Source organism: Pseudomonas putida, assembly GCF_026625125.1.
Lineage (GTDB): Bacteria > Pseudomonadota > Gammaproteobacteria > Pseudomonadales > Pseudomonadaceae > Aquipseudomonas > Aquipseudomonas putida_X.
The window spans coordinates 3,410,027-3,436,244 of the sequence record NZ_CP113097.1 but is presented as its reverse complement, the minus strand read 5'-3'; the positions used below and the strand labels follow the sequence as shown (position 1 = coordinate 3,436,244).

The 26,218-nt window shown below is 63.4% G+C and carries 28 protein-coding genes; 13 read left to right on the top strand and 15 right to left on the bottom strand.

Features of this window, described 5'->3' with window-relative positions; genetic code table 11:
- Positions 1-9 precede the first annotated feature (9 nt).
- Positions 10-672 (top strand): hypothetical protein, encoded by a 663-nt coding sequence (locus tag OSW16_RS15730; protein WP_267816602.1) that lies wholly within the window; start codon positions 10-12, stop codon positions 670-672.
- Here the strand turns inward: OSW16_RS15730 and OSW16_RS15725 are convergent.
- The gene (locus OSW16_RS15725) at positions 651-1,220 is read right to left on the bottom strand and encodes a GNAT family N-acetyltransferase (protein WP_267816600.1); all 570 of its coding nucleotides are present in this window, start codon (positions 1,218-1,220) and stop codon (positions 651-653) included. The two genes, OSW16_RS15730 and OSW16_RS15725, sit on opposite strands and share 22 nt — an antisense overlap.
- Positions 1,221-1,329: 109 nt before the next feature.
- Complete coding sequence (locus tag OSW16_RS15720) at positions 1,330-1,755, bottom strand: potassium channel family protein (RefSeq protein ID WP_267816598.1); 426 nt, start codon at positions 1,753-1,755, stop codon at positions 1,330-1,332.
- Between the two features lie 239 nt (positions 1,756-1,994).
- Here OSW16_RS15720 and OSW16_RS15715 point away from each other — a divergent pair, with 239 nt between their 5' ends.
- The 7 genes from OSW16_RS15715 to OSW16_RS15685 are packed head-to-tail and all read left to right on the top strand — an operon-like array spanning position 1,995 to position 8,271.
- Positions 1,995-2,672 (top strand): thermostable hemolysin, encoded by a 678-nt coding sequence (locus OSW16_RS15715; RefSeq protein ID WP_267816596.1) that lies wholly within the window; start codon positions 1,995-1,997, stop codon positions 2,670-2,672.
- Positions 2,662-4,125 (top strand): AMP-binding protein, encoded by a 1,464-nt coding sequence (locus tag OSW16_RS15710; protein WP_267816594.1) that lies wholly within the window; start codon positions 2,662-2,664, stop codon positions 4,123-4,125. Before OSW16_RS15715 ends, OSW16_RS15710 begins: the two co-directional genes overlap by 11 nt.
- Before the next feature lie 8 nt (positions 4,126-4,133).
- Entirely contained in the window at positions 4,134-4,814 is a 681-nt protein-coding gene (locus OSW16_RS15705) for a TenA family transcriptional regulator (RefSeq protein WP_267816592.1), read from the top strand.
- On the top strand, positions 4,801-5,607 hold the full coding sequence (locus OSW16_RS15700) for an SDR family oxidoreductase (protein WP_267816590.1): 807 nt from the start codon (positions 4,801-4,803) through the stop codon (positions 5,605-5,607). Before OSW16_RS15705 ends, OSW16_RS15700 begins: the two co-directional genes overlap by 14 nt.
- A complete protein-coding gene (locus tag OSW16_RS15695; protein ID WP_267816588.1) occupies positions 5,604-6,245 on the top strand; it encodes a hypothetical protein in 642 nt (213 codons plus the stop codon). Before OSW16_RS15700 ends, OSW16_RS15695 begins: the two co-directional genes overlap by 4 nt.
- Positions 6,246-6,247: 2 nt before the next feature.
- A complete protein-coding gene (locus OSW16_RS15690; RefSeq protein ID WP_267816586.1) occupies positions 6,248-6,910 on the top strand; it encodes a response regulator in 663 nt (220 codons plus the stop codon).
- Complete coding sequence (locus tag OSW16_RS15685) at positions 6,907-8,271, top strand: sensor histidine kinase (protein ID WP_267816584.1); 1,365 nt, start codon at positions 6,907-6,909, stop codon at positions 8,269-8,271. The genes OSW16_RS15690 and OSW16_RS15685 overlap by 4 nt, the downstream gene beginning before the upstream one ends.
- Here OSW16_RS15685 and chrA read toward each other — a convergent pair.
- Complete coding sequence (chrA, locus tag OSW16_RS15680) at positions 8,246-9,472, bottom strand: chromate efflux transporter (protein WP_267816582.1); 1,227 nt, start codon at positions 9,470-9,472, stop codon at positions 8,246-8,248. The genes OSW16_RS15685 and chrA overlap by 26 nt on opposite strands.
- Before the next feature lie 185 nt (positions 9,473-9,657).
- Between chrA and OSW16_RS15675 the strand changes: the two genes are divergently transcribed.
- On the top strand, positions 9,658-10,218 hold the full coding sequence (locus tag OSW16_RS15675; RefSeq protein ID WP_267823992.1) for a hypothetical protein: 561 nt from the start codon (positions 9,658-9,660) through the stop codon (positions 10,216-10,218).
- 15 nt (positions 10,219-10,233) lie between these two features.
- Here OSW16_RS15675 and OSW16_RS15670 read toward each other — a convergent pair whose 3' ends face one another.
- From OSW16_RS15670 to nikA, 10 genes are all read right to left on the bottom strand, one after another.
- Positions 10,234-10,968, bottom strand: a complete 735-nt coding sequence (locus OSW16_RS15670) for a proteasome-type protease (RefSeq protein WP_267816580.1) — start codon at positions 10,966-10,968, stop codon at positions 10,234-10,236.
- Between the two features lie 77 nt (positions 10,969-11,045).
- The gene (locus OSW16_RS15665) at positions 11,046-11,825 is read right to left on the bottom strand and encodes a transglutaminase family protein (protein ID WP_241803770.1); all 780 of its coding nucleotides are present in this window, start codon (positions 11,823-11,825) and stop codon (positions 11,046-11,048) included.
- Positions 11,822-12,772, bottom strand: a complete 951-nt coding sequence (locus tag OSW16_RS15660) for an alpha-E domain-containing protein (RefSeq protein ID WP_267816578.1) — start codon at positions 12,770-12,772, stop codon at positions 11,822-11,824. Before OSW16_RS15660 ends, OSW16_RS15665 begins: the two co-directional genes overlap by 4 nt.
- 3 nt (positions 12,773-12,775) lie before the next feature.
- Positions 12,776-14,185: a circularly permuted type 2 ATP-grasp protein gene (locus OSW16_RS15655; protein WP_241803768.1), complete on the bottom strand. Its 1,410-nt coding sequence runs from the start codon at positions 14,183-14,185 to the stop codon at positions 12,776-12,778.
- Positions 14,186-14,499: 314 nt separating this feature from the next.
- The gene (locus OSW16_RS15650; protein ID WP_267823990.1) at positions 14,500-15,546 is read right to left on the bottom strand and encodes a sensor domain-containing diguanylate cyclase; all 1,047 of its coding nucleotides are present in this window, start codon (positions 15,544-15,546) and stop codon (positions 14,500-14,502) included.
- A 188-nt stretch (positions 15,547-15,734) separates the two neighbouring features.
- Positions 15,735-16,556: a nickel import ATP-binding protein NikE gene (nikE, locus tag OSW16_RS15645; protein ID WP_267816576.1), complete on the bottom strand. Its 822-nt coding sequence runs from the start codon at positions 16,554-16,556 to the stop codon at positions 15,735-15,737.
- The gene (gene nikD / locus OSW16_RS15640; protein WP_267816574.1) at positions 16,553-17,323 is read right to left on the bottom strand and encodes a nickel import ATP-binding protein NikD; all 771 of its coding nucleotides are present in this window, start codon (positions 17,321-17,323) and stop codon (positions 16,553-16,555) included. Before nikD ends, nikE begins: the two co-directional genes overlap by 4 nt.
- Entirely contained in the window at positions 17,324-18,169 is an 846-nt protein-coding gene (gene nikC / locus OSW16_RS15635) for a nickel ABC transporter permease subunit NikC (RefSeq protein WP_267816572.1), read from the bottom strand.
- On the bottom strand, positions 18,166-19,107 hold the full coding sequence (gene nikB, locus OSW16_RS15630) for a nickel ABC transporter permease subunit NikB (RefSeq protein WP_241803764.1): 942 nt from the start codon (positions 19,105-19,107) through the stop codon (positions 18,166-18,168). Before nikB ends, nikC begins: the two co-directional genes overlap by 4 nt.
- 1 nt (position 19,108) lies before the next feature.
- Positions 19,109-20,575: a nickel ABC transporter substrate-binding protein gene (gene nikA / locus OSW16_RS15625; RefSeq protein WP_418942011.1), complete on the bottom strand. Its 1,467-nt coding sequence runs from the start codon at positions 20,573-20,575 to the stop codon at positions 19,109-19,111.
- 195 nt (positions 20,576-20,770) lie between these two features.
- Between nikA and nikR the strand changes: the two genes are divergently transcribed.
- Entirely contained in the window at positions 20,771-21,187 is a 417-nt protein-coding gene (nikR, locus tag OSW16_RS15620; protein ID WP_267816567.1) for a nickel-responsive transcriptional regulator NikR, read from the top strand.
- Positions 21,188-21,232: 45 nt separating this feature from the next.
- Here nikR and OSW16_RS15615 read toward each other — a convergent pair whose 3' ends face one another.
- Positions 21,233-21,724 (bottom strand): DUF1543 domain-containing protein, encoded by a 492-nt coding sequence (locus tag OSW16_RS15615; RefSeq protein ID WP_241803761.1) that lies wholly within the window; start codon positions 21,722-21,724, stop codon positions 21,233-21,235.
- A gap of 258 nt (positions 21,725-21,982) precedes the next feature.
- On the opposite strand from OSW16_RS15615, the gene OSW16_RS15610 reads away from it, so the two are divergent.
- The 3 genes from OSW16_RS15610 (at position 21,983) to OSW16_RS15600 (ending at position 25,008) form a co-directional block, all read left to right on the top strand.
- Positions 21,983-22,288, top strand: coding sequence for a DUF6482 family protein (locus tag OSW16_RS15610; protein ID WP_241803760.1), 306 nt, complete (start codon positions 21,983-21,985; stop codon positions 22,286-22,288).
- 8 nt (positions 22,289-22,296) lie between these two features.
- Positions 22,297-23,823, top strand: coding sequence for a cryptochrome/photolyase family protein (locus tag OSW16_RS15605; RefSeq protein WP_267816563.1), 1,527 nt, complete (start codon positions 22,297-22,299; stop codon positions 23,821-23,823).
- A gap of 246 nt (positions 23,824-24,069) precedes the next feature.
- The gene (locus OSW16_RS15600) at positions 24,070-25,008 is read left to right on the top strand and encodes a LysR family transcriptional regulator (RefSeq protein WP_241803758.1); all 939 of its coding nucleotides are present in this window, start codon (positions 24,070-24,072) and stop codon (positions 25,006-25,008) included.
- Here the strand turns inward: OSW16_RS15600 and OSW16_RS15595 are convergent.
- Positions 24,985-26,124, bottom strand: a complete 1,140-nt coding sequence (locus OSW16_RS15595; RefSeq protein ID WP_267816561.1) for a porin — start codon at positions 26,122-26,124, stop codon at positions 24,985-24,987. The genes OSW16_RS15600 and OSW16_RS15595 overlap by 24 nt on opposite strands.
- Positions 26,125-26,218 lie beyond the last annotated feature (94 nt).

Below are 26,218 nucleotides of genomic sequence, written 5' to 3'. Positions count from 1 at the left end.
GAGGCTTTCATGAACATGCAAACCAGGGTCAGGCTAAGCGCCTGGGCAAGACGGCCCAAGGGCAGCATTGGGTGGATCGCGGCCATCGCCACATTGGCCATTGCCGCCTCGGTTTACCAGGTACTGGGCCCAGCCTGGCGCCTGCCGATGCATGAGCCGGCCATTGCGTTGACGCTGCTGACGCTGAGCGCGGCGGTCGGGTTGGGCGTGCACCGGGTTTTCAAGAAAACAGTGGGCACCACCATTTTTTCCGGGCAGGCCACAGGTTGGCAGGCAAGGCTTGCCATTGTCCGGGATGTGGCCAGAGAGTCGAACATTCTGCTGGGCATGCTGCTACTGCTGGCGATGCTGGGCGTCGGCACACTAGGGCTCGCCAGCCGCTCCGTGCAAGGCATCGTCAACGGCTGCGAGACCAACCTGCAGGCACAGGTCGATCTGCCAGAGGACCAAGCGCTCGCCGCGTTGATCGCCAAGCCCGTCTGTCAGTGCCTGGCGCAGACGTTTCTGGAGCGCAATGGCGTCCTTCGGCTGGCGCTGTTCAATACGCCGTTGCTGGAGGTCAGTGCTTTCAAAGGGCTGACCGAGACTGATGAGCGGCGGTGCCTGGAGCAACTGGACCTGCTGCCCGAGGCTACCGCCGCAGCACCGCCTCAGGCCAGCGATAGCCGGTGAATCACCTGGCTTGGGTCGTCCGGGTCTCTGGCCGTGGTAAACCCAGCTGCCTGGGCCAGGTCGCGCATCGCCACATTGGCCGCAGCGTCAATCGAATACATCTGGCGCAGGCCCTTGGCCCGTGCGTGGTCGATCAGGTGCCGGAGCAGCAATGTACCCAGGCCGTGACGCTGCCAGCTGTCGAGCACGGTAACGGCGCATTCGCATGCTTGGTTATCCGCACCGGTGGCGTAGCGGGAGATACCGACTTCCTGCAGCTCACCGTCGACATGCGCGAGGGCCACATAGGCCATATGCTGGTCCTGATCAACCACCATCAGTTGGTCCAGCAGGGCTTCCCCAGGCTCCTTGAGCTGGGACAGAAAACGGAAGTGGCGCGACTGAGGAGACAGGCGTTCGATGAAGTTCTTTTCGCGTTCACGATCCTTGGGCTGCAAGGGCCTGATCAGCACATGGGTGCCATTGCCGAGTGCTTCGATCCAGTGTTCGCCGGTGGTCGCAGGAAATGCCGGTGCTGCTTGTGGACGGGGTGTGTCGGCGGATGCCATGGCAAGCCTCCTTTTAGTTTGCGGGTGTTCAAAGGAGGTTCAGTTTCAAGGCGTTGCCTTTGGCGCGCTTGATCGTTGTCAATTGCCGGGTTGATAGGCCCACGCCTCGCTACTTGGCCTTCCAGTATTTCTGCATTTCCAGAAACAGAAAGGAGGCCGTCCAGGTGATCATCACCAGCCCCGTGAGTGCCTGCAGGCCTGTGAGGTATTTGAGGTCGCCGCTGGGCGTGATGTCGCCGAAACCGATGGTGGTATAGGTGGTGAACGAGAAATACACGCAGTCCATGAACGTGCCGTCGAAGTTGCCACTCAGCGTGCCCCAGCCCTCGGTACTGGCCATCAGGTAATAGGCCAGGGCAAAGCACCACACTTCCAGTGCATGGGCCGCCAGTGCGCCGAGCACCCCGATGACGATGCGGAACCGGCTCCAGAGCTTGAGCCGCGGTAGCCAGTCGTTCAGGCGCAGCAGGCATTCATAATGGATCACCACCACCAGCACCACGACCAGCGCGTTGATCAGCGTGACGGTCAGCATCGACGGCTCCCCTGCGGCTCTGAGCGAAGTGTGGCCGGTAATGGCCATCGTGTCGGTTCTACAACTGAAAATCAGCAGGGGATTGATAAAGATCACCCACCTGCCAATTAGGCGCTGGCTTGCCGGCGATGACGATGGTGGGGGAGCAGCCCAACAACGCAGGTCAAATCCGTAACTTCAGATTGCCTTCAGATTGACCACAGATACTCACCCCATCAAGCCCAAACGGGGGGAGTTTCATGACCCAGTCTCAGTGGAGCAGCCTGCTCCCATTGCCTATCGGCAGCCACGTCGACCACCAGGCTCACTTGTCGCTTCATCTGCACAAGGCCCCGGGGCGCGATGAGCTTGAGCATTTCATCCATCAGTGTTTTGCCAACGTGCATCACGCTGATGTGCACCATTACCTGCCCGAACTGCTGGCGTTGCATGACAGCCAGGGGCGGCTGGTCGCTGCCGCAGGCATGCGCCCGGCCAGCAGCGGGCCGCTGTTCCTGGAGCACTACCTGGATGAACCGCTGGAAGCTGCAGTTTCTCGCGTGGCGGGCTGCACCCTTGAGCGCGCGTGCATGGTCGAAGTCGGCAACTTGGCCGCGCTCAGTGCCGGTAGCGCGCGGATCATGATCATCGCGGTGACCTGGTTGCTGGCCCTGCGCGGCTTGAGGTGGGTGGCGTTCACCGGCGCGACGACATTGATCAACAGCTTTCAGCGCTTGGGGCTGGTGCCATCGGTACTGGCGTCGGCCGACCCAGCCCGGTTGAACGGGCAGGTGGACCAGTGGGGGACCTACTACGCCCAGCACCCGAAAGTCTTTGCCGGCAATATCGGTAGTGGCTTCGATGCCTTGAGCAGGGCAGGGGTGTTCCAGCGCCTGGGCTTGCCAATGGTTTTTGAGGAAACTGGCCATGCCGCATGAGCTGGAGCGTTTTCATCAGCTGCTGGTCTCGTATGCCCGCGACCACGGTGACGCAATCGCCGTACAAGATTCGACAGAGCGCTTCACATTCAGGCAACTACTGGCAGAAGTGGGTTTGCGCATCCAAGATTTGCGCACGCGTTCGCCAGGCACGCTGGTACTGGCCCTGGATAATGGCCCGCAGTTGCTCTTCTGGGATCTGGCGGCGCTTTTTACCCAGCGCCCCTGCGTGGTCGTGCCCCCGTTCTTCAGTGTTGCCCAATTCAGCCACTGCATCGCGCAGAGCGGCCCCAGCCATGTGCTGTGCGGCTCGCAATGGTGCGCGCCGCTCGCTGAGCTTGGGTTCGCCCAACAGGATGGGTTTTGGGTTCGCGAGGCAGACGCCACTGCGGCGCTGCCGCCCGGTACTGCCAAGATCACCTACACCTCTGGCAGCACGGGCAAGCCCAAAGGCGTGTGCCTGTCTGCCGAAGCCCTGTTGCGGGTAGCCCGAGAACTGGAGGTGGCCAGCCGTCCCAGTGAGCCGCAGCGTTACCTGGTGGTGCTGCCGCTGGGTGTGCTGCTGGAAAACCTTGGTGTTTATGCCGCACTGATGGCTGGCGCGAGTGTATTGCTGTATCCCCAGGCACAACTGGGGATGGGGGGGGCCAGCCAGGTCGATTTCAAGCGCTTGCTGGGGGCAATCGCCCTGAGCGGCGCGCAAAGCCTGATCCTGGTGCCGCAGCTGCTGATGGGGTTGGTCACTGCCATCGAGCGCGGGCTGATGCCGGTGGGGGCGCTGCGCTTCGTTGCGGTCGGCGGTGCCCGGGTGGCGCCCAGCCTGTTGGCCCGCGCCGAAGCGATCGGCCTGCCGGTGTTCGAAGGCTATGGCTTGTCCGAGTGCGCTTCGGTGGTGGCCTTGAACCGGCCTGGCGCAACCCGCCGGGGCAGTGTCGGCAAACCGCTGCCCCACGTGCAGGTGCGTATCGCCGAGGACGGGGAGGTGCTGGTGGCGGGCTCAGTGTTGCTCGGCTACCTGGAGGAACCACCCGTCTGCGATAGCTGGTGGGCTACAGGCGACCTCGGCCACCTCGACGAGGAGGGCTACCTGTACCTCGATGGCCGCAAGAAACACCAGTTCATCACCAGTTTCGGGCGCAACGTCAACCCGGAATGGGTCGAGGCCGAACTGACCCAGGGCGGTGTGATCGCCCAAGCGTTCGTGCATGGCGAGGCCCAGCCAAAGAACCTGGCATTGCTCTGGCCGCTGGACCCTGCCACCCCCGACACCCTCATCGACCAGGCCGTACAGCAGTGCAATGCCTTGCTGCCGGACTATGCCCGGGTACATGCCTGGCGTCGCCTGCCGTGCCCGCTGTCCAGTACCGACGACACCCTGACCGCCAACGGCCGCCCGCGACGCGAGGCCATCCTGCGGCGTTACCACTCCCTGTTATCCGATACCCCGTTGTGAGGGCTGCCATGTCTTTTTTCGACACGCTGCAACTGCAAACCACCCAGGAGCGCCAGGCCCTGTTCGCCGTGCCGGTCATACGCGATGCGTTGGCGGGCCACGTCAGCCTCGACAGTTATGTGGCCTTCCTGACCCAGGCATACCACCATGTACGCCACACTGTGCCGCTGATGATGGCGTGCGGGGCGCGCCTGCCTTCGCGCCTGGAATGGCTGCGCGGCGCTGTGTGCGAATACATCGAGGAGGAGTATGGCCACGAGCAGTGGATCCTCAATGACATCAATGCCTGTGGCGGTGACTGGGAAGCGGTGCGTGACGCTCGGCCAGCACTGCCGATCGAGCTGATGGTCGCGTACCTTTACGACCTGATCGCCCGTGGCAACCCGGTCGGGCTGTTTGGCATGGTCAACGTGCTCGAAGGCACCAGCGTTGCCTTGGCCACCCAGGCTGCCGGCACGATCCAGAGCACGTTGGCGTTGCCGGACCGGGCCTTCAGTTACCTCAGCTCCCACGGCGCTCTGGACCAGGACCATATGGTCACTTACAAGCGCCTGATGGACCGCCTTGATGACGCTGATGACCAGCGCGCTGTGATCCATGCGGCCAAAGTGGTTTACCGCCTGTACACCGACATGTTCCAGGGGCTGCCGCGTGCGGGCCTGCATGAGGTGCGTCATGCGCTTGCCTGAGTGCGTAGTGATCCTCACCGGCGCCAGCGGAGGCATCGGCCTGGAGCTGGCCGAACAGTTGTGCGCAGCCGGTGCCCGGGTGTTGGCGGTGAGCCGGCAGATGGGCAAACTCGCCGGCCTGATGAACCGTTACCACGACAGGCTGCTGTGGCAGTCGGCCGACCTGCGCAGCCATCAGGGGCGTGAACAGGTGCTTGCCCGCGCCCGGGCGATGGGGGGCGTCAACGTCCTGATCAATGCTGCAGGCGTGAACCGCTTTGCCCTGCTTGATCAGCTAGACGAGGAGGCGCTGGACGAACTGCTGGACATCAACCTCAAGGCCGCGGTGCAACTGACCCGTGTGTGCCTGCCGCTGCTGCGCGAACAACCCCGGGCGATGGTGGTCAACGTCGGCTCCACCTACGGCTCGATCGGTTACCCAGGTTACGCCACCTACTGCGCCAGCAAATTCGCCCTGCGCGGTTTTTCCGAGGCGCTACGCCGGGAGCTGGCCGATACCTCGGTGAATGTCATGTACGCCGCACCCCGGGCAACCCGCACCGCGATGAACAGCACCGCCGCCACGGCGCTCAACCAGGCACTGAAGGTCGGCATGGACGACCCTGCGGATGTGGCCCGCGCGGTGCTCAAGGCCGTGCAGTCAGAACGCAACGAGCTGTACCTGGGGTGGCCGGAAAAGCTCTTCGTGCGCATCAACGGCATGTTGCCCGGTGTGGTCGACCGTGCGCTGCGCAAGCAACTGCCGGTGATCCATCGATACATCGCCAGTCATTCCAAGGAGTCGCTCAAATGAAAGGTCTGTTCATCGCTGGCCTGCTGGCCTTCGCACCGCTCACCTGGGCGCTGGACCAGGCTGGCAGCCAACAACTGGCTGACTTGCAACAGCGCTGGGCGCAGATTCAGTACCAGATGCCTGAAAGCAAGCGCGCCGGGGCGTTCGAGAGACTGGCAAGCGACGCCTCCACGCTGGTTCATCAGCACCCTGGTTCGGCCGAACCCTTGATCTGGGAGGGCATCATCAACAGCAGTTGGGCAGGTGCCATTGGCGGGCTGGGGGCGTTGGGCAAGGTCAAGTCGGCCAAGGCCAGCCTGGAAGAGGCGATCAAACTCGACCCCAGTGCCCTGCAGGGCTCGGCGTATACCAGCCTGGGTACCTTGTACGACCAGGTGCCCGGCTGGCCTATCGGTTTTGGTGACAGTGACAAGGCCGACACCTTGTTGCGCAAGGCGCTGCAGATCAACCCCAATGGTATCGACAGCAACTACTTCTGGGCCGATCATCTGTTCCGGCAAAAGCGCTATGCGCAGGCCACTGCCGCCCTGGAAAAAGCCCGGCAGGCGCCGCCACGCCCGGGACGCGAGTTGGCCGACCAAGGCCGGCGCAGGGATATCGATGCTTTACTCAAGGCCATCAAGGACAAACAGGACTGAACATGCGGCTGCTGCTGGTTGAGGATGATACCGCCCTGGGTGAGGGGATCTGCGACGGGTTGCGCCAGGAGGGTTATACCCTCGACTGGTTGCGCGATGGCCTGAGCGGGCTGCATGCCCTGCAAAACGAAATGTTCGACCTGGTGATCCTCGACCTCGGCCTGCCGCGCCTGGGTGGCATCGAGTTGCTGCGACGGGTCAGGGCAGGAGGCGACAGCCTGCCGGTTCTGATCCTTACCGCGCGCGATGCCACCGAGGATCGCATCATCGGCCTGGATGCCGGTGCCGACGACTACCTGGTCAAGCCCTTCGACCTCAACGAGCTCAAGGCTCGGCTGCGCGCCTTGCTCAGGCGCAGTGCCGGCCGGGCCACGGTGCTCATCGAGCACGCAGGCGTAAGCCTTGACCCTGCCACTCAGCAGGTGCACTACAACGGCGTACCTGTGGTATTGACGCCCAAGGAGTATCGGCTGCTGCACGAGCTGCTGGCGCAACCGGGCAAAGTGTTTACCCGTGAGCGGCTGACCCAGCTGCTGTACGGCTGGGACGAGGAGCCTGAAAGCAACACGCTGGAAGTGAACATCTATCACCTGCGCAAGAAGCTGTTCAACGGCCTGATCCGCACGGTGCGCGGTATCGGGTATCTGGTCGAGGGCAAGCTATGAGCTCGCTGCGCCAGCGTACGCTGTGGCGGGTGATGGCGCTGATGCTGCTCGGCACCGGTTTGTTGGCGCTGTACAACTATCACGACAGCCGGCGCGAGATCAACGAAGTCTACGATGCCCACATGGCTCAGAATGCCCGGCTGCTGCAGGGTGTCATGAACCTGCCGGTGCAGGATGGCAATCGCGAAAAACTGTATCGGGCGTTCAACGAAGCGCTGGGCAAGGCCGGGCGCCATCGCGTGGGCCACCCCTATGAAAGCAAGCTGGCGTTCCAGGTATGGGGTGAGGGAGGGCGGCTGCTGGTGCACACGCCCAGTGCGCCGACGCTCGACGCACCGCCCACGGCCCCTGGCTTTTATGATTTCGCCAGCGGTGGCGAGCAATGGCGTGGCTTCGTTCTACCGGTGCCCGAGAAGCAATGGGTGATCTGGGTGGGTGAGCGCGACGATGTGCGCTACGACCTGATCGACCGCATCGTGCGCCATACCCTGTTACCGTTTCTGCTCGGCAGCCTGGGCCTGGTAGTGCTGGTCTGGGCAGCCATCGGCTGGGGATTGCGGCCGTTGCAGAACATGGCCGATGTGATTCGTGCGCGCCATGCCGACTCCCTGGAGCCTTTGCAACTGGTGCCGTTGCCGACCGAACTGGAACCCATGCAGGCTGCCATCAACCGCCTGCTGGCGCAGATCGAGGACCTGTTGCGGCGCGAGCATCGGTTCATCGCAGACGCCGCCCATGAGATGCGCACCCCGCTGGCGATCCTGCGCCTGCATGCGCAAAACGCACAAGCCGCCACTACCGATGCCGAGCGCCAGAAAGCCTTGGGCTTTCTGATTGGCGGTGTGGACCGGCTGACCCGGGTAGTCAACCAGTTGCTGACCTTGGCCCGTGTCGAGCCGCGCCTCGGTCAGCGTCCCACCGCCCTTGTCGACCTGAGTGAAGTGGTCACCGATGTGCTGGCGGATCTCACACCCTGGATACTGGACCGCGGCCTTGAGCCCTCGCTGGATATCAGCGAGGGTGACCACGGTCTGCTGATCGATGCTGGTGCGTTGGCCATCGCCCTGCAGAACCTGGTGTCCAATGCAGTGGAGCATTCACCGCCCGGTGGGCGCATCACCGTATCACTCAAGCGCCTGGCCAATCGCCTCGAACTGGTTGTCGAAGATGAAGGGCCGGGCATCGACGAGGCCAGCCTCGGGCGGGTGTTCGAGCGCTTCTACAGCCGCAATAGCCCCAATGGGGCAGGGCTTGGGCTCTCGATCGTGGCTACCATCACCGAGCGCATGGGCGGCCAGGTGCGCCTTGAGAACAGGGCCAGCGGCGGGCTGGCAGCTACCCTGACGTTTGCATTGCAGTAAGCAGCCAGCCAAACAGGCCGCAGCCCAGGACCACCAGCCAGGGTGGCATCTTCCAGAACATCAGGGCCACGAGGGCTGTGAGCGCAAAAGCGAAGTCCGATGGGCTGGCAATGGCGCTCGTCCAGACCGGGTGGTACAGGGCGGCTAATAGCAGCCCTACCACGCTTGCGTTCACACCACCCAGCGCGGCCTGGCTACGCGCGCTGTGCCGCAGTGTTTGCCAGAAGGGCAAGACGCCGACCACCAGCAGGAAGGAGGGAGTGAAAATGGCCAGAATGCAGACCGTAGCGCCCACCCAGCCGGAGGGCTGCACGGTCATGGATGCCCCCAGAAATGCCGCAAAGGTGAAGAGGGGCCCCGGTACCGCCTGTGCCAGGCCATAACCCGCCAGAAAGGTGTCGTTGCTGACCCAGCCATTGGGCACTGTCGCCGACTGCAGCAACGGCAGCACCACATGCCCACCACCGAAGACGAGTGAGCCTGCGTTGTAGAAGGCGTTCACCATCGCCAGGACCTGCGACGGCCAGACCTGGGCCAGCAGCGGTAGCCCGAGCAACAGAGCAAAGAACACTGTCAGCGCGATCAGGCCGGTTTTGCGGCTGACTGAAAACGGTAGTCTTTCCGCTGCCGGAGGTGGCGTGGACTTGAACAGCACCCAGCCTGCCAAGGCAGAACACACGATCACGCTGGTCTGCCCCAGCGCAGTGGGCCACACAAGCGCCGCGCAGGTGGCGCACAAGGCGATGGTCACACGCGCAACATCGGTGCAAAGGCTGCGTGCCATGCCCCACACCGCTTGGGCGACAACCGCGACTGCAACGATCTTCAGGCCGTGCAGCAAACCACCAGGGAAGGCGCCGCCCCATGCCGAGATGCCCTGGGCCAACAGGATCAGCATCATGGCCGATGGCAATGTGAAGCCTGCCCAGGCAGCCACCGCGCCCGCGAAACCTGCGCGTGAGAGGCCAAGGCCTATCCCGACCTGGCTGCTCGCCGGGCCGGGGAGGACCTGGCACAGGGCGACCAGTTCGGCGTAACTGCGTTCACTGAGCCATTGGCGGCGCGATACCAACGCTTCGCGAAAGTAGCCCAGGTGCGCAATGGGACCACCGAAGGAAGTCAGCCCCAGGCGCAGGAAAATCAGAAAGACCGACCAGGCAGAGTCGCAGGACTTCACCTCGCTGTTACTGCGTTCTGACATGCAGGCTCCTTGGATTGATGTCGCCGCTGTTTTCCTGGGGCGCAACCACCTGCGTCGGGCGCAGGGTGGCGCTCGGGGTCACAGGCACTGAAAATCCCACGCCAAGCCCAAACTACCGACTCATTTTTTCAAAGTTTGCTGTGCGCCGCCTACGCTGTCCACAACAGTGGCTGGCAGGAAGCACCATGAGCAATTTCCCTATCGTTGCTACCGTCCTCTCGATGATCTTGGGGCTGTCGGTCACCCGCCTGCTGCTGGGCGCGCTGACGGTCTTTCGTATTCGGCGTAGCGCTGCCCCTGATTGGGTGGCCCTGGTCTGGGCGGTCATGCTCTTCACCACACAGATGGATTTCTGGTGGGCGGTCAATGCACTGCCACAAGTAAGGGCGACCTTCTCGTTCCAGGAATTTTTGCTGCTGGTGCTGCTGGCGCTTTCGCTGTTCGTTTCCTCGGCGCTGATGTTGCCCAGCCGAAGCGAGGACGAAGTGGGAGGGCTGCGCCTGTACTTCGAGCAGGATGGCCGGTACGCGCTGCTGTTCCTGTCGGGCTTTTACCTGCTTGGGTTCATCGTCAACATGCTGCTGTTCGGCGCCTCGCCGCTGGCGCTTTGGGGCGCTTTTGACGTGATGATGATCGTGATCCCCCTGTGCGTGTTTGCAGCCCGGTCGCGTAAGGCCTATTCGCTGTTGACCGTGGCATACGTGCCTATCAACATCGCGGATCTGGTGATAAGCCTACTGGCTTGACCGAGGGGGCCTGGCTCATTCGGCCATGAAGCCCGGCGGTGGCGGGGTCAGCTCGCCCAGCAGGCTTTTCAAACCGTCACCCCATTGTTTGCGGATATGGCTGTAGTAGGGGTCGTCTTGATGGATGCGCACCGGCTCCCTGGCCGTGAGGCTGTCCCTGCCATACACCAAAAGGTCCAGCGGCATGCCGACCGACAGGTTGCTGCGAATGGTCGAGTCGAATGAGATCAAGCCGCAGCGCAGCGCTTCGTCCAAGGGCGTGTCGTAGGTCAGGTTGCGGTCGAGAATCGGTCTGCCGTACTTGCTCTCGCCCAATTGCAGGAACGGCGTGTCCGGCGTTGCCTGGAAGAAGTTGCCTTGGGCGTAGACGTTGTAGATGCCCATGGCGCTGCCCGCGATCTGGCCGCCCACCATGAACGAGGCGCTCAGGTCGATCTGCGCCGTCAGCTTGCTGCGGTCACGGGTGATGACTTCGCGAAGGGTTTCGGCCACCAGTGCCGCCGCGTCGTAGAGCGTGCCGACGTTCAGCAGGTGGCTGCCGGTACCTCGGCTACGTTGCTCAAGCAGGTTGACCACCGATTGCGAGGTGGCAAGGTTGCCGGCGGTCTGCAGGACGATCAGCCGGTCCCCCGGCACGCTGAAAACGAACAGTTTGCGAAACGTGGATATCTGGTCGATCCCGGCATTGGTGCGGGAGTCGCAGATGAATACCAGCCCGTCCGCCAAATGCATAGCGACGCAGTAGGTCATGCTTTCTACCTTGTTCTTGGAATGGAGCGGCCCCGCCGCGCAGGGCGCGACGGGGCCGCTAGCGTTGCGCCAGGCGCTTACTGGCGGTGCACGTGGACGCTGGCCTGCATGGATTCGACGCCGCCACCGCGGCGCACGCCCCGGACCGGGCAGGCGTCGAGGTAATCCAGACCGACCGCCAGTTTCAGGTGCCGTTCGGGCCGGGTGAGGCGGTTGGTGACGTCGAAGCTGTACCAGGCATCATCGATCCAGGCTTCGGCCCAGGCGTGGCTGGCCAGGTGGGTTTCGTCTTCGGTACACAGGTAGCCGGACACGTAGCGCGCCGGGACGCCCAGGCTACGGGCGCAGGCCAGGAAGGCGTGGGTATGGTCCTGGCACACCCCGGCGGCGCCGGCAAATGACTCGCTGGCGGTGGTGCCCACCGAAGTAGCCCCCGGGCTGTAGGGCATATGGTCGGCCAGCCCTTGCATCAGGGCGGTCAGCGCGCCCCGGTCGCGGCGCTCGCCGCACTGCTGGGTGGCAAAGGCCTTGAGTGCGTCACTGGCCTGGGTGAGGTGGCTGCTGCGCAGAAAAGGCAGGGGCGACTGGCCGCCGGCCTCATGTTCACAGCCCGGGTCGATTTCCACCTGGCCACTGGCGGTAAGGGCCAGGTGGCCATGGGGTTTGTCCAGGGTCAGTACGTGCAGGATATTGCCATACGGGTCGATCTGGCTGTTCACCTTGCAGGGCAGGTCCAGTTGCCACTCGAGGATGCGCTGGCGCTCGCTGCTGCGTGGTGTCAGGCGCAGGAACTGGATGCTGTTGCACACGTCACTGGCGTAGCTGTAGGTGGTGTCGTGGCGAATGGACAGTTTCATACGACCTCCAGGTAGGAATTGTGCACGGTCTGGCCCAGTTGGTGGATGCGGCCGATGAAGTCGGTCAGCCACAGGTGCAGCCCGGCTTCGAGAATTTCATCGATGGCGGTGTAGCGCAGCCGCGCGTTGAGTTCGGCAGCCATCCGTTGTGCGGCGCGGCCGGTAGTGCCAGGCAGCGCGGCGAGGATCTGGTCGAGCTCTTCGATGCAGGCATGCAATGACCGTGGCACGTCGACGCGCAGCAGTAACAGCTCCGACACCGGCCGTGCGCTGGGCGCGTTGCGGTAGATTTCGTTGAAGGCTTCGTAGGACGTCAGGGCGCGCAACAAGGCGCTCCACTGGTAGTAACCCCTTGCCGAGTCGTCGCTGACCTCCTCGGAAGTTTCGCCGAACATTTCGTAGCGGGCATCGAGCAGGCGCAGGGTATTGTCCGCCCGCTCCAGGAAGGTGCCCAGGCGAATGAAGCTGTAGGCATCGTTGCGCATGATGGTGCCAGCGGTTGCGCCGCGGAACAGGTGGGAGCGTTCCTTGACCCAGTCGCAGAACTGGCTGATGCCATAGCGTCCAAGGCCATTGCTGGCGATGTTGCGCATTTCGATCCAGGTGGCGTTGATGTTTTCCCACATGTCGGCGGTTATGCGCCCACGCACCGCATGGGCGTTGGTGCGCGCTGCCTGCAGGCAGCAATAGATGCTGCTGGGGTTGTTCGCGTCCAACGCAAAGAAGTGCAGCATGCGCTCGGTGTCCAGCTCGGCGTGCTTGCGGATGTAATCGTCCAGCGTGCCGGATGCCAGCAGCGACATGGCGAGCTCTGTGTGGCCATCCGAACGGCCGGCTTGCGGCATCAGCGACAGCGAGTAGCTGACCTCGAGCATGCGCGCGAGGTTTTCGGCGCGCTCCAGGTAGCGGGACATCCAGTACAGGTCGGAAGCGGTTCTCGAAAGCATGGCTCAGTCCTCCACCACCCAGGTGTCTTTGGTGCCGCCGCCCTGCGACGAGTTGACCACCAGCGAGCCTTCCTGCAGTGCAACGCGGGTCAGGCCGCCCGGCACCAGGCGCGTTTCGCTGCCTGACAGCACGAACGGACGCAGGTCGATGTGGCGCGGCGCGATACCGCTTTCGACGAAAGTCGGGCAGGTGGACAGGCACAGGGTGGGCTGAGCGATGTAGGCGTGCGGGCGCGCCTTGATGCGCGCACGGAAGTCCTCGATCTGCGCCGCCGTTGCAGCGGGGCCGACCAACATGCCATAGCCGCCGGAGCCTTGGGTTTCCTTGACCACCAGCTCGGGCAGGTGGGCCAGAACGTGGGACAGGTCCTGTGGCTTGCGGCATTGCCAGGTGGGCACGTTCTTCAGGATCGGCTCCTCGCTCAGGTAGAAGCGGATCATCTCGTCGACGTAGGGGTAGATCGACTTGTCGTCGGCAACGCCGGTGCCCACCGCGTTGGCCAGCACGACGTTGCCAGCCCGGTACACCGAGATCAGCCCCGGTACCCCCAGCATCGAATCAGGGTTGAACGACAGAGGGTCGAGATATTCGTCGTCCAGGCGGCGGTAGATCACGTCCACTTGCTGCGGGCCTGCGGTGGTGCGCATGTAGAGGTGGTCGTTGCGCACGAACAGGTCGGCGCCTTCGACCAGCTCGATGCCCATCTCCCGCGCCAGGAAGGCGTGCTCGAAGTAGGCGCTGTTGAAGCGCCCGGGGGTAAGCACCACGGCGGTCGGATTGTCCAGCGGGCTGGCACTCTTGAGTGTGTCGAGCAGCAGGTTGGGGTAGTGGTCGATCGGTGCGATGCGTTGGGCGGCGAACAGTTCAGGGAACAGGCGCATCATCATCTTGCGGTCTTCGAGCATGTAGCTGACGCCGCTGGGGGTGCGCAGATTATCTTCCAGTACGTAATACGTACCATCGCTGTCGCGTACCAAATCGACGCCGGCGATATGGGCGTACAGCCCGCGGTGCAGGTTCAGGCCCTGCATGGCGACCTGATAACCCTCGTTGGCCAGCACTTGCTCTGGCGCAATGATGCCGGCCTTGAGGATGCGCTGATCGTGGTAGATGTCCTGGAGGAACAGGTTCAGCGCCTGAACCCGCTGGATACACCCACGTTCAACGATGCGCCATTCGCTGGCGCGGATGCTGCGCGGGATGATGTCGAAGGGGATCAACCGCTCGGTGTCCTGCTGGTCACCGTAGAGGGTGAAGGTGATACCGGCCCGGTGGAACAGCAGGTCGGCCTCATGCCGCCGTTGTTCCAACAGTTCCAGCGGTGTGTTCGCCAGCCAGCGGGCGAACTCCTGATAGTGCGGGCGGCAACTTCCGTTTGCCTCATACATTTCATTGAAAAAAGCCCGGGACATACCCACTCCTTGCCACGACTCGTCGGCAGTTTCGTTTCTCGCTTGCCAAGCGATCGGGAGAGGGCGTTGCAATGACGATGCCGGAACGGGCAGGTCGCAAGCGTCAGGAACAAAAATGGCTCTGGAACAGCGTGAGTGCGCTTGTTGCTATCAATATCGCGACAATATCAGGCGATTTGACGGAGGTTGGCGTGGGCGGAGCGCGCCGCCGGCCGCAGCTTGCTGCATTAAATGGGTGCACGCCCGGGTTTACTGAAAAAGTCGAACCAAATCAGGGCAAGCGGTCAGGCGTCAGGCCCTGGCCAGCCGTACCATCAGGCGGTTGCATGCATGTGGTCGACAACCGTCACCCGGTTGCGGCCTGATGCCTTGGAACGGTACATGGCCTTGTCGGCACTGCTGAGCAAGGTATCGAGTTCACTGGCGGGGGCTTTGGCGAAGGCCAGGCCTATGCTGGCGGTAACGGCGTGTTCGCTGTTGACGCTCAGCTTTGCTATCAAGGTCCGCAGGCGCTCGGCGATCTCGCTGGCAGTGGCCAGAGGCGTGTCGGGTAGCAGGATGGCGAATTCTTCGCCGCCCAGCCTGCCGGCGATATCGTCAGCACGCAGGCTGGCGCTGATGGCTGCCCCGATCCGTTGCAACACCTGGTCGCCCGCCGCATGCCCGGCGGTGTCGTTGATCTGTTTGAAATGGTCGACGTCCAGCATCAGCACGGCTACGTACGTCTGCGCCTCCTGGCACAGGGTGTGCTGCGCCAGGGCGCAGTCAAAGAAGGCACGCCGGTTGTTCAAGCCGGTAAGTTCGTCCGTGCATGAGGCCACGATGGCAAGGCGGTGCGCGCGCTCCATTTCATGCCTGAGGCGCCAGGCGGTGACCAGCGCTGAAGACAGGCTGTTCGTTGCATTGACCACGAACGAGGCGAACACCAGCACCGCCAGGGCGATGCCCTGTTGCAGCGCGGATGGCTGCAGCAGCAGCCAGCCGGTGCAAGGCAGCAGTACCAAGGCGATCGAGACCAGGGTCATGTTGCGGTACGAGGAGTAACACGAGACCGCGCTGACGGACATGCCCACGGCAAACAGCATGATCAATGCCTGCCCCAACAGGTCGTCGGCAGGCATCACCGCCAGTGCGCCCAAGCCCCAGACTGCCGCGGACAACGCCAGGGTGGCCCAGTAGCGCCACTCCCAGCGTTCGGCCGTGCGTTGGCTGGCGGGGGCTCGCAGGTAGGCGACGAACATCGCGGTGCGCAGGGCCGTCGACAGGCTCAGCACTGTCATCCAGACGGCTACCGTTTGCTGGTCGAAACGCTCCCAGCCCAACCAACACAGCATTGCCGCCGCCAGGAAACTGCCAAGCACAGCGGGTGCCGACTGGACGAACAGCTGGTGCAGGCGATCCGTCCTAACGCAGTGCGCTATCTCATCGCCTGGATTGAGCTCTGTCATGGCATCGGCCGCAATTCGTGATCGGTGGCGCATTGTGGCACTTTGCCTGCGCACTGGAAAAGCGTTCTGGCGTTCACGCCGGATGCACCCTCATGTTGGTGTCAGTGCATACCGAGCGGCAGCGCTTGTCTTGCCTGCCTCTTGTCGGGCCGTACGGGCAACATGGCAGACTGTAGCTGCTTTCCAACGGGATGCTCGAAAACAGTGCCGTGCTCGACGGGCCGGTCCTCAACGATGCGGCCAGCGTCCAGCAGCACAACCCGCTGGCAGAAGTACTGCACCAGGCTCAGGTCATGGCTGATCAGCACGAAGGCGGTGCCGCTGCGCTGGCGTAACGCCTCAAGCTGCTGCAGCGTCTGCAACTGCAATACCCGGTCCAGGTTCGACAACGCTTCGTCGAGCACCACCAACTGCGGCGAGGCGGCCAGCGCCCGGGCGATGTTGGCACGCTGCAACTGGCCGCCACTCAACTGCTGCGGCAGCCGTTGCGCATGCTCGGCGCGCAGGCCCATGGCCTGCAGCAGTTCGAGCGTGCGCGCTTGCCGCTGGGCTTCATCCATGCCGGTGAGGTGGCGCAACGGTTCGGCGATGCTCCAGCCGATGCTGCGCTGCGGGTTGAAGGCACCGGGGGCGTCCTGGAACACCAGTTGCACGGTGCGCTGGAAGTCGCGCGCCTGCTCCCCCCGTAGCTGGCTGACATCCTGCCCGGCAAAACTCACCTGGCCCTGGGTCGGTTTTTCCAGCCCGAGCAGCAGCCGCGCCAGCGTACTTTTGCCGCTGCCACTGCTGCCCAGCAGGCCGACCGACTCACCGGCATGCAGTTGCAGCTCGATACCGTCGAGCACCTGCAGCCAGCCCCGTTTGCGCAACAGCCCCCCGGTGCGATACCGATGGCTCAGGTGGTGGACGTGCAGCAGGCTCATGGCTGGCTCCCGCAAAGTATCTGATGGGCGTGGAGGAGGGTGCGGGCAGTGGCGCTGGCAGGGCGCTGGAAAAGCGTATGCACCGGCTGGTACTCGACGACGCGGCCGGCTTCCATCACCGCCACCTGGTCTGCGCAGCGCGCCACCACGCCCATGTCGTGAGTGACCAGCAATACCCCCAGCCCATGGACCTGCACCAGTTCCATCAACAGGTCGAGAAAACGCGCCTGGCTCAGGGCATCGAGGTCACTTGTGGGTTCATCGGCCAGGAGGAACGGGGTTTCGGCCATGAGCGCCAGGGCGATCATCATCCGTTGCAGCATGCCCCCGCTGAGCTGAAAGGCGAACGATTGCAGCACCCGTTCACGGTCTGCCAGGCCCACCGCCTCCAGGCACTGGGCCATCCGCGCACGGGCTTCTCTACCGGTGACTCCGCGCTGCCGGAGCGTCTCCAGGCCGTGGCTGGCCATGTTGCGTACCGGGTTGAAGGCGCTGCGCGGGTTTTGCAATACCAGGCTGGCCAGGCGGCCACGGGCACTGCTGGCAGCCAGCGGCTGGCCATCGAGCAGCAACTGCCCTTGTGTGCGCGACAGGCCTGGTGGCAGCAGGTCGAGCGCACCAAGGCAACTGAGGGATTTGCCCGAGCCACTGGCACCGACCAACGTGCAGACTTCGCCGCGGCGCAGTTGCAAGTCGACGCCGTGCACCAGCACGCCGGCCTGAGCCTCTATGCGCAGGCCGCGGATTTCAAGGATCGACGGGTTCATTCAATGGCGCTCCTGTGTAGGGTCCAGGCGGTCGCGCAGCGCATCGCCCAACAGGTTGAAGGCCATCACCGAGAAGAAGATCATCAGCCCTGGCAACAGCAGCAGTTGCGGCTGCGTCCAGATGAACTCCTTGGCGTCGTTGATCATCACGCCCCATTCGGCGGTGGGCGGCGCCACCCCAAGGCCGAGGAACGACAGGCCGGAGACGTGCAGCATCATGTGGCCGATGTCCATGGTCGCCAGCACCAGCAGGGGGCCGGCGATGTTGGGCAGCACGTGCTGGCGCAGCCGCGTCCAGCGTGAGGCGCCGGCCAGGCGTGCAACCAAGACGTACTCGCGACCGCGCTGGGCAATCACCAGGCCACGCACCATGCGCGCATACCAGGCCCAGTGGGACAGTGCGATGGCGATGATCACGTTGCTAAGGCCGGTACCGAGCAAGGTGACGAAGAAGAATGCCAGTACCAGGGTGGGGAAGGTCATGAACATGTCGCACACGCGCATCACCAGCAGGTCGGTGCGCCCGCCGACGAACCCGGCCACGCCGCCGACCGCGAGGCCAAGCGCCAGCACCAGCGCCAGGGTCAGCATCACGCTGCCCAAGGACAGCCGCGTGCCGACGATCAGCCGTGAAAGCAGGTCGCGCCCGAGGTGGTCGGTGCCCAGCCAGTGGTTGGCGTCGGGCGCCTGCAAGCGCCGGCCGAGGTCGACCAGGTCGGGGTCATACGGGGCGATCCACTGGCCGAACAGCGCCAGCATTGCCAGCAGGCCGACCAGGACCAGGCCGATCGTCAGGCTGGGGCGGCGCAGCAGCCAGGGCTGACGCAGGGCAGACAGCGCACTCATGCGTTCACCCCTTCCAGCCGGCTACGAGGATCAAGCCAGGCGTAGCAGACATCGACGACCAGGTTGCAGATCATCAGCAGGCCGGTCAGCAGCAGGGTGAAGCACTGCATCACCGGGAAGTCGCGGTTCAGCACTGCTGACACCGCAAAACGGCCAACGCCGGGCCAGGCGAAGATGGTCTCGATCACCAGTGCGCCGCCGATCAGTTCGCCGATGTGCATGCCGGTGGCCGTTACCAGCGGCAACCAGGCATTGCGCAGGATATGGTCGCGCCAGACGTGCCGCTCGGGCAGGCCGCGGGCACGGGCATAGGTGACGTGGCGTTGCCCGCCGGCTTCCAGCAGGCTGGCACGCAGCAGGCGGGCGTTGATCGACATCGACATCAGGGCGATCGCCAGCACTGGCATTACCAGGTGCCCGGCCCCCCCGCGCCCCAGCGGTGGCAGCCAGCCCAGCCACAGGGAAAACAGCGCGATCAGCAGAAATGCCAGCCAGAAATTGGGCATGGACACCCCCAGGAAGGTCACTGCCCGCACGGCGTGGTCGGGCCAGCGCCCTTGCCAACGGGCCGCCAGCAGCCCCAGCGGGATCGACAGCAGCAGCGTGCAGGCCAACGCCAGGCCGCCGAGTTGCAGGGTGGCGGGCAGGTAGTAGAGCAGGTCATCGAGCACTGGCCGGCCGGTGATGTAGGAGATGCCGAAGTCCAGGTGCACGGCGTTCCACAGCCAGCTCAGGTATTGCGCATACAAGGGGCGATCCAGCCCCAGGGTATGGCGAACTTCGGCGATGGCTGCGTCGGTCGGTGGAATGTGCGAAAGCCGAAGGTAGTCCAGCGCCGGGTCGGTGCTGCCCAGGTGCAGCAGCACGAACACCAGCAACGAAACGCCGAGCATGACCGGCACGAGCAGCGCCAGGCGCAGCAGGATGTAGCGCAACATGTCAGTCTTCCTGTTTCGGTGTCATGGTTTCGAACGGCACGTCGAACAAGGTGCTGCCGAACTGGACCTTGGCCACCGAGTCACGGCGCACGCTGATGGCCGTGAGGTGCGAGATGGGCAGGTAGACGGCCTGTTCGTGCAAGGTGGTGAGGATGAAACGGTACTGCTCGGCACGCTGCTGCTCATCGGTGCTGGCCAGCACTTGGCCTATGCGCTTGTCCAGTTCGTCCTTGATGGCCAGCCCACGCTGGGCCATGTAGTCGGCATGGCCGGCGTAGCGCATGGAGCTGACGAACGAGTGCGGGTCGTAGGGCGCACCCCAGGTGTCGGCGAAGATCATGCCGAAGTCGCCGTCGCGCTGGCGCCGCACCAGCGCCCCTTCTTCGACCGCACGCAGATCGATGTGGATACCGATTTTCGCCAACTCCCCCTGCAGCACTTCGGCCAGGCTCTTCTGCAAGGCACTGGTGCCGAGGAACACCAGCTCGATGGATAACGCTTCGCCGCCTTTGCTACGCACTGAAGCGCCTGGCGCCAGGACCCACCCGGCAGCGTCGAGCGCACGTGCGGCCAGGGCAGGGTCATAAGGGTAGGGCTTGAGGCCGATATCGGCGTACGGCATGTTGCTGGCGAACAGGGTGTCTGCCCGTGGCTCAAGGCCATAGAGGATCTTGTCGATGATGGCTTGCTTGTCCACCGCCTCGTTGATCGCCTGGCGTACCGCCAGGTCGCGGGTGGCGCCACGGCCGGTGTTCATCGCCAGCGTGCGGGTGGCCAGCGGCGCCGACAGTTCGGTGGCGAAGCCTTGGTCTCGCAGGCGCACGAACGTGCCCGCCGTGATCTCGCCAGCGGCGCCCTGGATCAGCTCGATTTCGCCGGCCTGCAGGGCCAGTGCGCGGCTGTTGGGGTCTGGGATGACCTTTACCATGACCTCGGCATAGGCCGGCTTTGGCCCCCAGTAATGAGGGTTGCGCACGAAGCGGTCGTATTCGCCCAGGCGCGATTCGGCGCGCATCCACGGGCCGGTCCCGGCGGGCTGGCCAGGTTTGGCCTGAGGCGAGGCAAAGCGTAAGGGGCGAACCTGGGCCAGTTCCATCAGCGTCGGGTAGTAGGGGTGCTTGAGTACCAGGCGCAGGGTCAGGCGCTCAGGTGCTTCAACGTGGTCCAGGGTGGTCACCAGCTCCATCCAGCGGTGGCGCTGAGTGTTGGCCAGCACTGCGTCGAGGTTGGCTTTGGCTGCAGGCGCATCGAAGGGCGTGCCATCACTGAAGCGCACACCGTCACGCAGCGTGAATGTGTAGGTCTTGCCGTCATTCGACACCTGCCAGGCCTCAGCCAGCCAAGGCTCCAGCGTACCGGCCGCGGTATAGCGCACCAGGGGTTCATAGACCATGGCCTGGGCGTACATCTGGTTCGGGGAGTAGCCACGCGGGTCGAGCGGCCCGGCATTCACAGGCCACGAGTACACCAGCCGTGGCCCTTGCTCGGCGGCGCTGCTGGCCGGTGCAACCGTGCACGCAGCGAGAAAAAGGAGGCCCAGGAGGGCGGGCTTTCGTTTACCTGGCTGCTGCTTCACACTGCGGTCCCCACTTTCACGGAGGCCGTAGGCTAAAGCGCAGTGGGTATGATGTCTATGTAAAATCATCTTACTGGAAGTTACCAAATGCAACGAATCACCATCACGCTGGATGAGGAGCTGCTCGACGTCATCGACCGGCGGGTGGCGAGCCAAGGCTATCAGGGCCGCTCGGAGGCCATTCGCGACCTGTTGCGTGCAGGCATGCGCGAGTCTGAAACGTTGCCGGACGATGCCGCCTGCGTGGCCGTGGTCAGCTACCTGTACGACCACAGCACCCGCGAACTGCCCAGGCGGCTCAACCAGACCCTGCATGCCCACCACGACCTGACCCGGTCCACCTTGCACGTGCACCTGGACGCCGGCCATTGCCTGGAGGTCTCGGTGCTGCAGGGCGAAAGTGGCCGCATTGGCGAGTTGTCTCGGCAATTGACGGTCGAGCGTGGGGTGGAGCATGGCCAGGTGCAGGTGATGCCGGCGCCGGGTCAGGCCAAGGTGCGCTGAGGAACGGGATCGCTGCCCCAGCGCCGAGGCCAGGCAGCCGCGGCCTCAGAGCAGGATGTAGTCGCTGTATTGCCGCAGCCCGCCATGCGCACCTTCTATCAAGTGCACATAGCGCCCGCCCACCAGGTCGACTGGCAGGCAATCGTCTACCTCAAGCACTGCATCGGTATGCGGCTTGAGCCAGCCTGCCTGCATGCGTTGCTTGCCCAGTTGCTTGGCCTGGGCCTTGTCCCTGGCCACTACCAGCAGGTAGCGATGCGCCTCACCGAACACCTGTGGCTCGTAGCCACCCAGGTTGATGAAGAACAGCCGCATGTCGTCCGGGCCTGGCGCCAGGGGGCTGAACGCGACACGGTAGCGGTCGATACCGTCGACTTCCAGCCACGAGTCGATGTGCAGGCCTGCACGGCTGCCGAACCAGCCTTCGCGCAGTTGCGGGTACGCCTGCTGCAGTGAGTCCGCCTGCGCGAACAGCACGTCGTGCACCTCGATACTGGCCCGTGGGTGGCGGCCACCGAGCATGACTACATACAGCATGAGCAATTCCTTCACAGGGCCGAAGCCACCTATTCTGCGGGTTATGAGGCCGGTCGACCATCGTCTCTCGACTCACCATTACCTGCCAGCTCTGGCGCCGGTCGCAGCGGCCCAGGGGCCATCACTAAAGATGAGCCTAAATCTATACAATAAAAACCAAAACCTATACATCAGTCTATTATTGTATAGGATTTACTGAGTCTGACATTTGCAAATGCCGCCCTGCGCAGCTGAAGCCTGCCTGATGGAGTACACGCCATGAACCTGCACAACCTGACGGAGCTGGCCGCAGCCGGTAACGTTCGAGAACTTGAGCTGCTGTCGCTGGAAGGCGGCTTTTATATCCTGCGCGCGCTGACCGAAGAAGGGCCGCTCACCCTTAGCGATGCGAACGGCCAGGCACTGCGCTTGCGCTCGACGACCGAGCTGCGCCAACTGTTGGCCGATCTGCCGCCCGTGCCTTGCATGCTGGTGCAACAGGTGGTGCATGACGAGATGTGCGGCCAGCGCAACGGCCCTGTCGAGCCCCTGCGCGTGCCGGTGACGCTGGCCAGCCAGTGGTAGACCGTGCGATGCGCCTGGGCCTGGTGCTGGGGGATCAGCTGTCGTTCGACCTGGCGAGCCTGGCCACGCTGGACCCTGCACACGACGTTATCCTGATGGCCGAAGTGCAGGGCGAGGCGCGCTATGTGCCCCACCATCCGCAAAAGATCGTGCTCATCTTCAGCGCCATGCGCCATTTTGCCCAGGCGCTGCGTGATCGCGGCTGGCGGGTGGAATATGTGGAGCTGAACGCACCCGGCAACAGCGGCACCATCGTCGGTGAGTTGCGCCGGTGGCAGCAGGCGCTGGGGGCGACGCACATCCACCTGACCGAGTGTGGTGAGTGGCGCCTGGAGCAGGCGTTGAACGATGCCGGCTTACCGCTGGTATGGCATCGCGATACACGCTTTCTGTGCTCGCGCGAGGCGTTCGCACGTTGGGCGAAAGACCGTCGCCAATTGCGTATGGAGCATTTCTACCGCGGCATGCGCAAGCGCTGCGGCCTTTTGCTGGAGCTCGATGGCAGCCCTGTGGGTGGGACCTGGAACCTGGACGGTGACAATCGCAAACCCTTGCCACGGGGGCTACGTGGGCCATTCCCGGCGCGTTTTGAGCATGACGAAATCACCACGGCGGTCGTGGCGCTGGTCGGCGAATGCTTCAATGACCACTACGGCGCGGTCGAAGGGTTCGACTATCCCGTGACCCATGAACAGGCCCAGCAGCTCTGGCAACATTTTCTCGAGTTCGGCCTGGCCGCGTTCGGCGACTATCAAGACGCCATGGCCGAAGGCGAGCCGTTCCTGTTCCATGCGCGAATCAGTGCGGCCCTGAACATCGGGCTGCTGGATGTGCGGCAGTTGTGCGACGACGTGGACACTGCCTGGCGTGAGGCGCGCATACCGCTCAACGCTGCTGAAGGGTTCATCCGCCAGCTGATCGGCTGGCGTGAGTATGTGCGCGGCATCTATTGGCTACGCATGCCTGAGTATGCCGCGCTCAACTACCTTGGCAACGACCGTGCGTTGCCGGAATTCTACTGGACCGGGCGTACCCGCATGCGCTGCATGGAGCAGGCCATCGGCCAGACGCTGCAACTGGGCTACGCGCATCACATCCAGCGGCTGATGGTCACGGGCAACTTCGCACTGCTCGCCGGCATTGTGCCCAGCGCGATATGCGAGTGGTACCTGGCGGTGTACATGGATGCCTTCGATTGGGTCGAGCTGCCGAACACGCTCGGCATGGTGATGCACGCCGACGGCGGCTACCTGGGGTCCAAACCCTATTGCGCCAGTGGCCGTTACATCCAGCGCATGTCCGACCATTGCAAGGCTTGCAGCTACAAGGTCGAACATGCGGTAGAGGAGGATGCCTGCCCATTCAATGCGCTGTACTGGCACTTCATCATCCGCCATCGTGACCTGTTGGCCGGCAACCCCCGCCTGGCCTTGGTCTATCGCAGCCTTGAGCGCATGTCCGTAGCCAGGCGTGAAGGCGTGTGGGCGCGGGGCGAAGCCTTGTTGGCCCAGCTCGACAATGGCCAGAGCCTGTGAAATAACCGTTCGATAAGCGACCACTTTTCCATGATCTGCAGCTACCGCTGGGCAGCCATCATGCACATTTGTGATGCTCGCAGATCAACCGCTCGGCGCAGTGCTCGCAGGTTCTGGATGCCAAGCCCGGCAGCAGGGCGTTCAGCGCCAGGCTGGGGCTGATCATGAACCGATTCCGGGCCTTCTTTTTGCAGTTCAAGGTGAGCTGCAACCTGAAACCCGCCGCTCTCGATAAGGTGTTCACGCTTGAAACTTCATCAGCTCAAGGCGCTTGTCGCCATTCACCAGGGGGGGAGCATTCTCGAGGCCTCCAAGATCCTGCACATCACCCAACCTGCCCTGAGCCGTTCGATCAAGGAACTGGAGCGGGAGCTTGGGTTCACCCTCCTGCAGCGGTCGTACAAGGGCATGGCGTTGACCGATGAGGGCAAGCGCATCATCCGCCATGCCAACCTAGTGGTGGAGAGTATCCGCCGTTTGCAGATCGAGGCGGCCAGCATTCAGGATGCTGCATTGGGGGCGGTGTCGATCGGCGTCACCTCGCTGACGGCGATGCTTGACGGCGTGGATGAGAGCATCCTGGCTTTTCGGCGCAAGTACCCGCGGGTGAAAATTACCATCACCGACCTGCGCCCCAGCCAGATCCTGCAACGCCTGCGCGACGGTAGCCTGGACTTCGCCATCACCTCCCAGCAACCCTTGAGCCGTCTGAATCTGGATTGGGAGGCGGTGGGCAGCATCAAGGGCAAGGTGATCTGCCATGCGTCCAACCAACAGAAGTTTTCCCAGTCGCTGCGTTCGCTGCAGTACGCCAACTGGATCAGCCTGGACGAGTTGAGCGATCAGGCATCGCAGTTCCACCAATTGTTCGAGGTCAACGGCCTTCGGGTGCCGCCGAACGCAGTGGAATGCACGTCGATAATGATGGCCCTAAAGCTTTTGAAAAACACCGAGTCGCTGATGACCATCAGTGAACTGGCCGTGAACGACGCCACCACCTTTGCCATCCGCCCAGAGTTCATTCAAGTGGCGGTGCAGGAGTTGGTCCCCGACTATCCGATCAACCTGGTCTGCATCGACCGCGATAGCCTCACGGCTCCGGCTCAAGAACTCTTCCACAGCTTGCGCGCAAGAGTCCTCAAGACGCTGCCACGTGACGTTTCAGAAGTGGTAGTACATGCCTAGTGAAACATTGCTTGGGTCATCGCCCACCTGATCGACAGGGGTGCCTGCGTAGGTCACCGATGACGCGCTCTGGTTGGCGATCATGCCCACGCGCGCATAGGCGGCCCAGCGCGGGTTGAAGAAATGGTCGTAGCCCAGCATCACGCCCAGCGCGTCTTTGTCGCGGGCCGACACCGACCGCTGGACCACCGCCAGCCTGAGCACGTCAAGCTTGCCCACCGGGGCCATCAGGCCGAAGGTGTAAACGGTGGTACTGGGTGTGCCGGCTTGGTCTACCTCTTGGCGTTGCCAGGTCAGGCTGGTGGACAGCGGGCCGAAATCATAGAACGCCGACAGGCTTGTGAAGTGGTTGGCAGTCTGTCGCGAGTTGCCACCATCGTCCCACGGGTCGCTGTAATACAGGTTGTAAGACCCCAGCAGGATCACACGGCTGTTCCGGTACTGCAACTTCGCACCCCCACCACGCACCGTACGCCCCTGGCTGGCGACATCATCGAAGCCGAAGCTCACGGCCGTTGCGACGCTGAAGCCGTTCATGCTCGGGCTGGTGTAGGCCAGGGTGTGCTTGGGCCGCAGGTCGAGATAGTAGGCGCCTCTGCCGGCAGCAGGTATGGACAGAAACGTATACGGTGAGCCGTATGCCGCCAGAAACGGGTCGGCGTAGGTCGGGGTGCTCACCCCGTAGGTTTTGCCGAACTCAAGCCTGCCCAGGCTGCGCGAACGCAGGGCGACCGTTGCCAGGCGCAGCGTGCCGATAGTGTCCCACGTCCCCTCCATGGCCTTGCCGTTCAGATTGAAGCCTTCTTCGACGTCCAGTTCCAGCACCATATCGGGGGCAACTGCTTTGCGGGCATACAACCCGAGCTTGTTGGTCCAGGCGCCGCCGCCTGCAAGTTGGAAACCTGAGTGGTGCTCGGAGTCGTGGTAGCTGGCGAATGCATCCACGGTACCGTAGACCTTCAGCTTGTCATCGAAACCCTGATCTACCCCGTAGTAACCGAACCCGGAAGCCAACCGGTTGAGGGTAGGGAAGCCCTCGGCCTCAGCCTGCGTGGCAAGACAAATCCCTTGGCTCATCAACAGCAACGACACGGTGCGAGTGATGCAAGTATTCATTCACGACTCCAGGCACAGGATACGGTCGCGCTAGATTCGATGAACATCAGGTTGCAGCGTGATTGCTTGTTTGGCCAACGTATGCCTGTTGGTT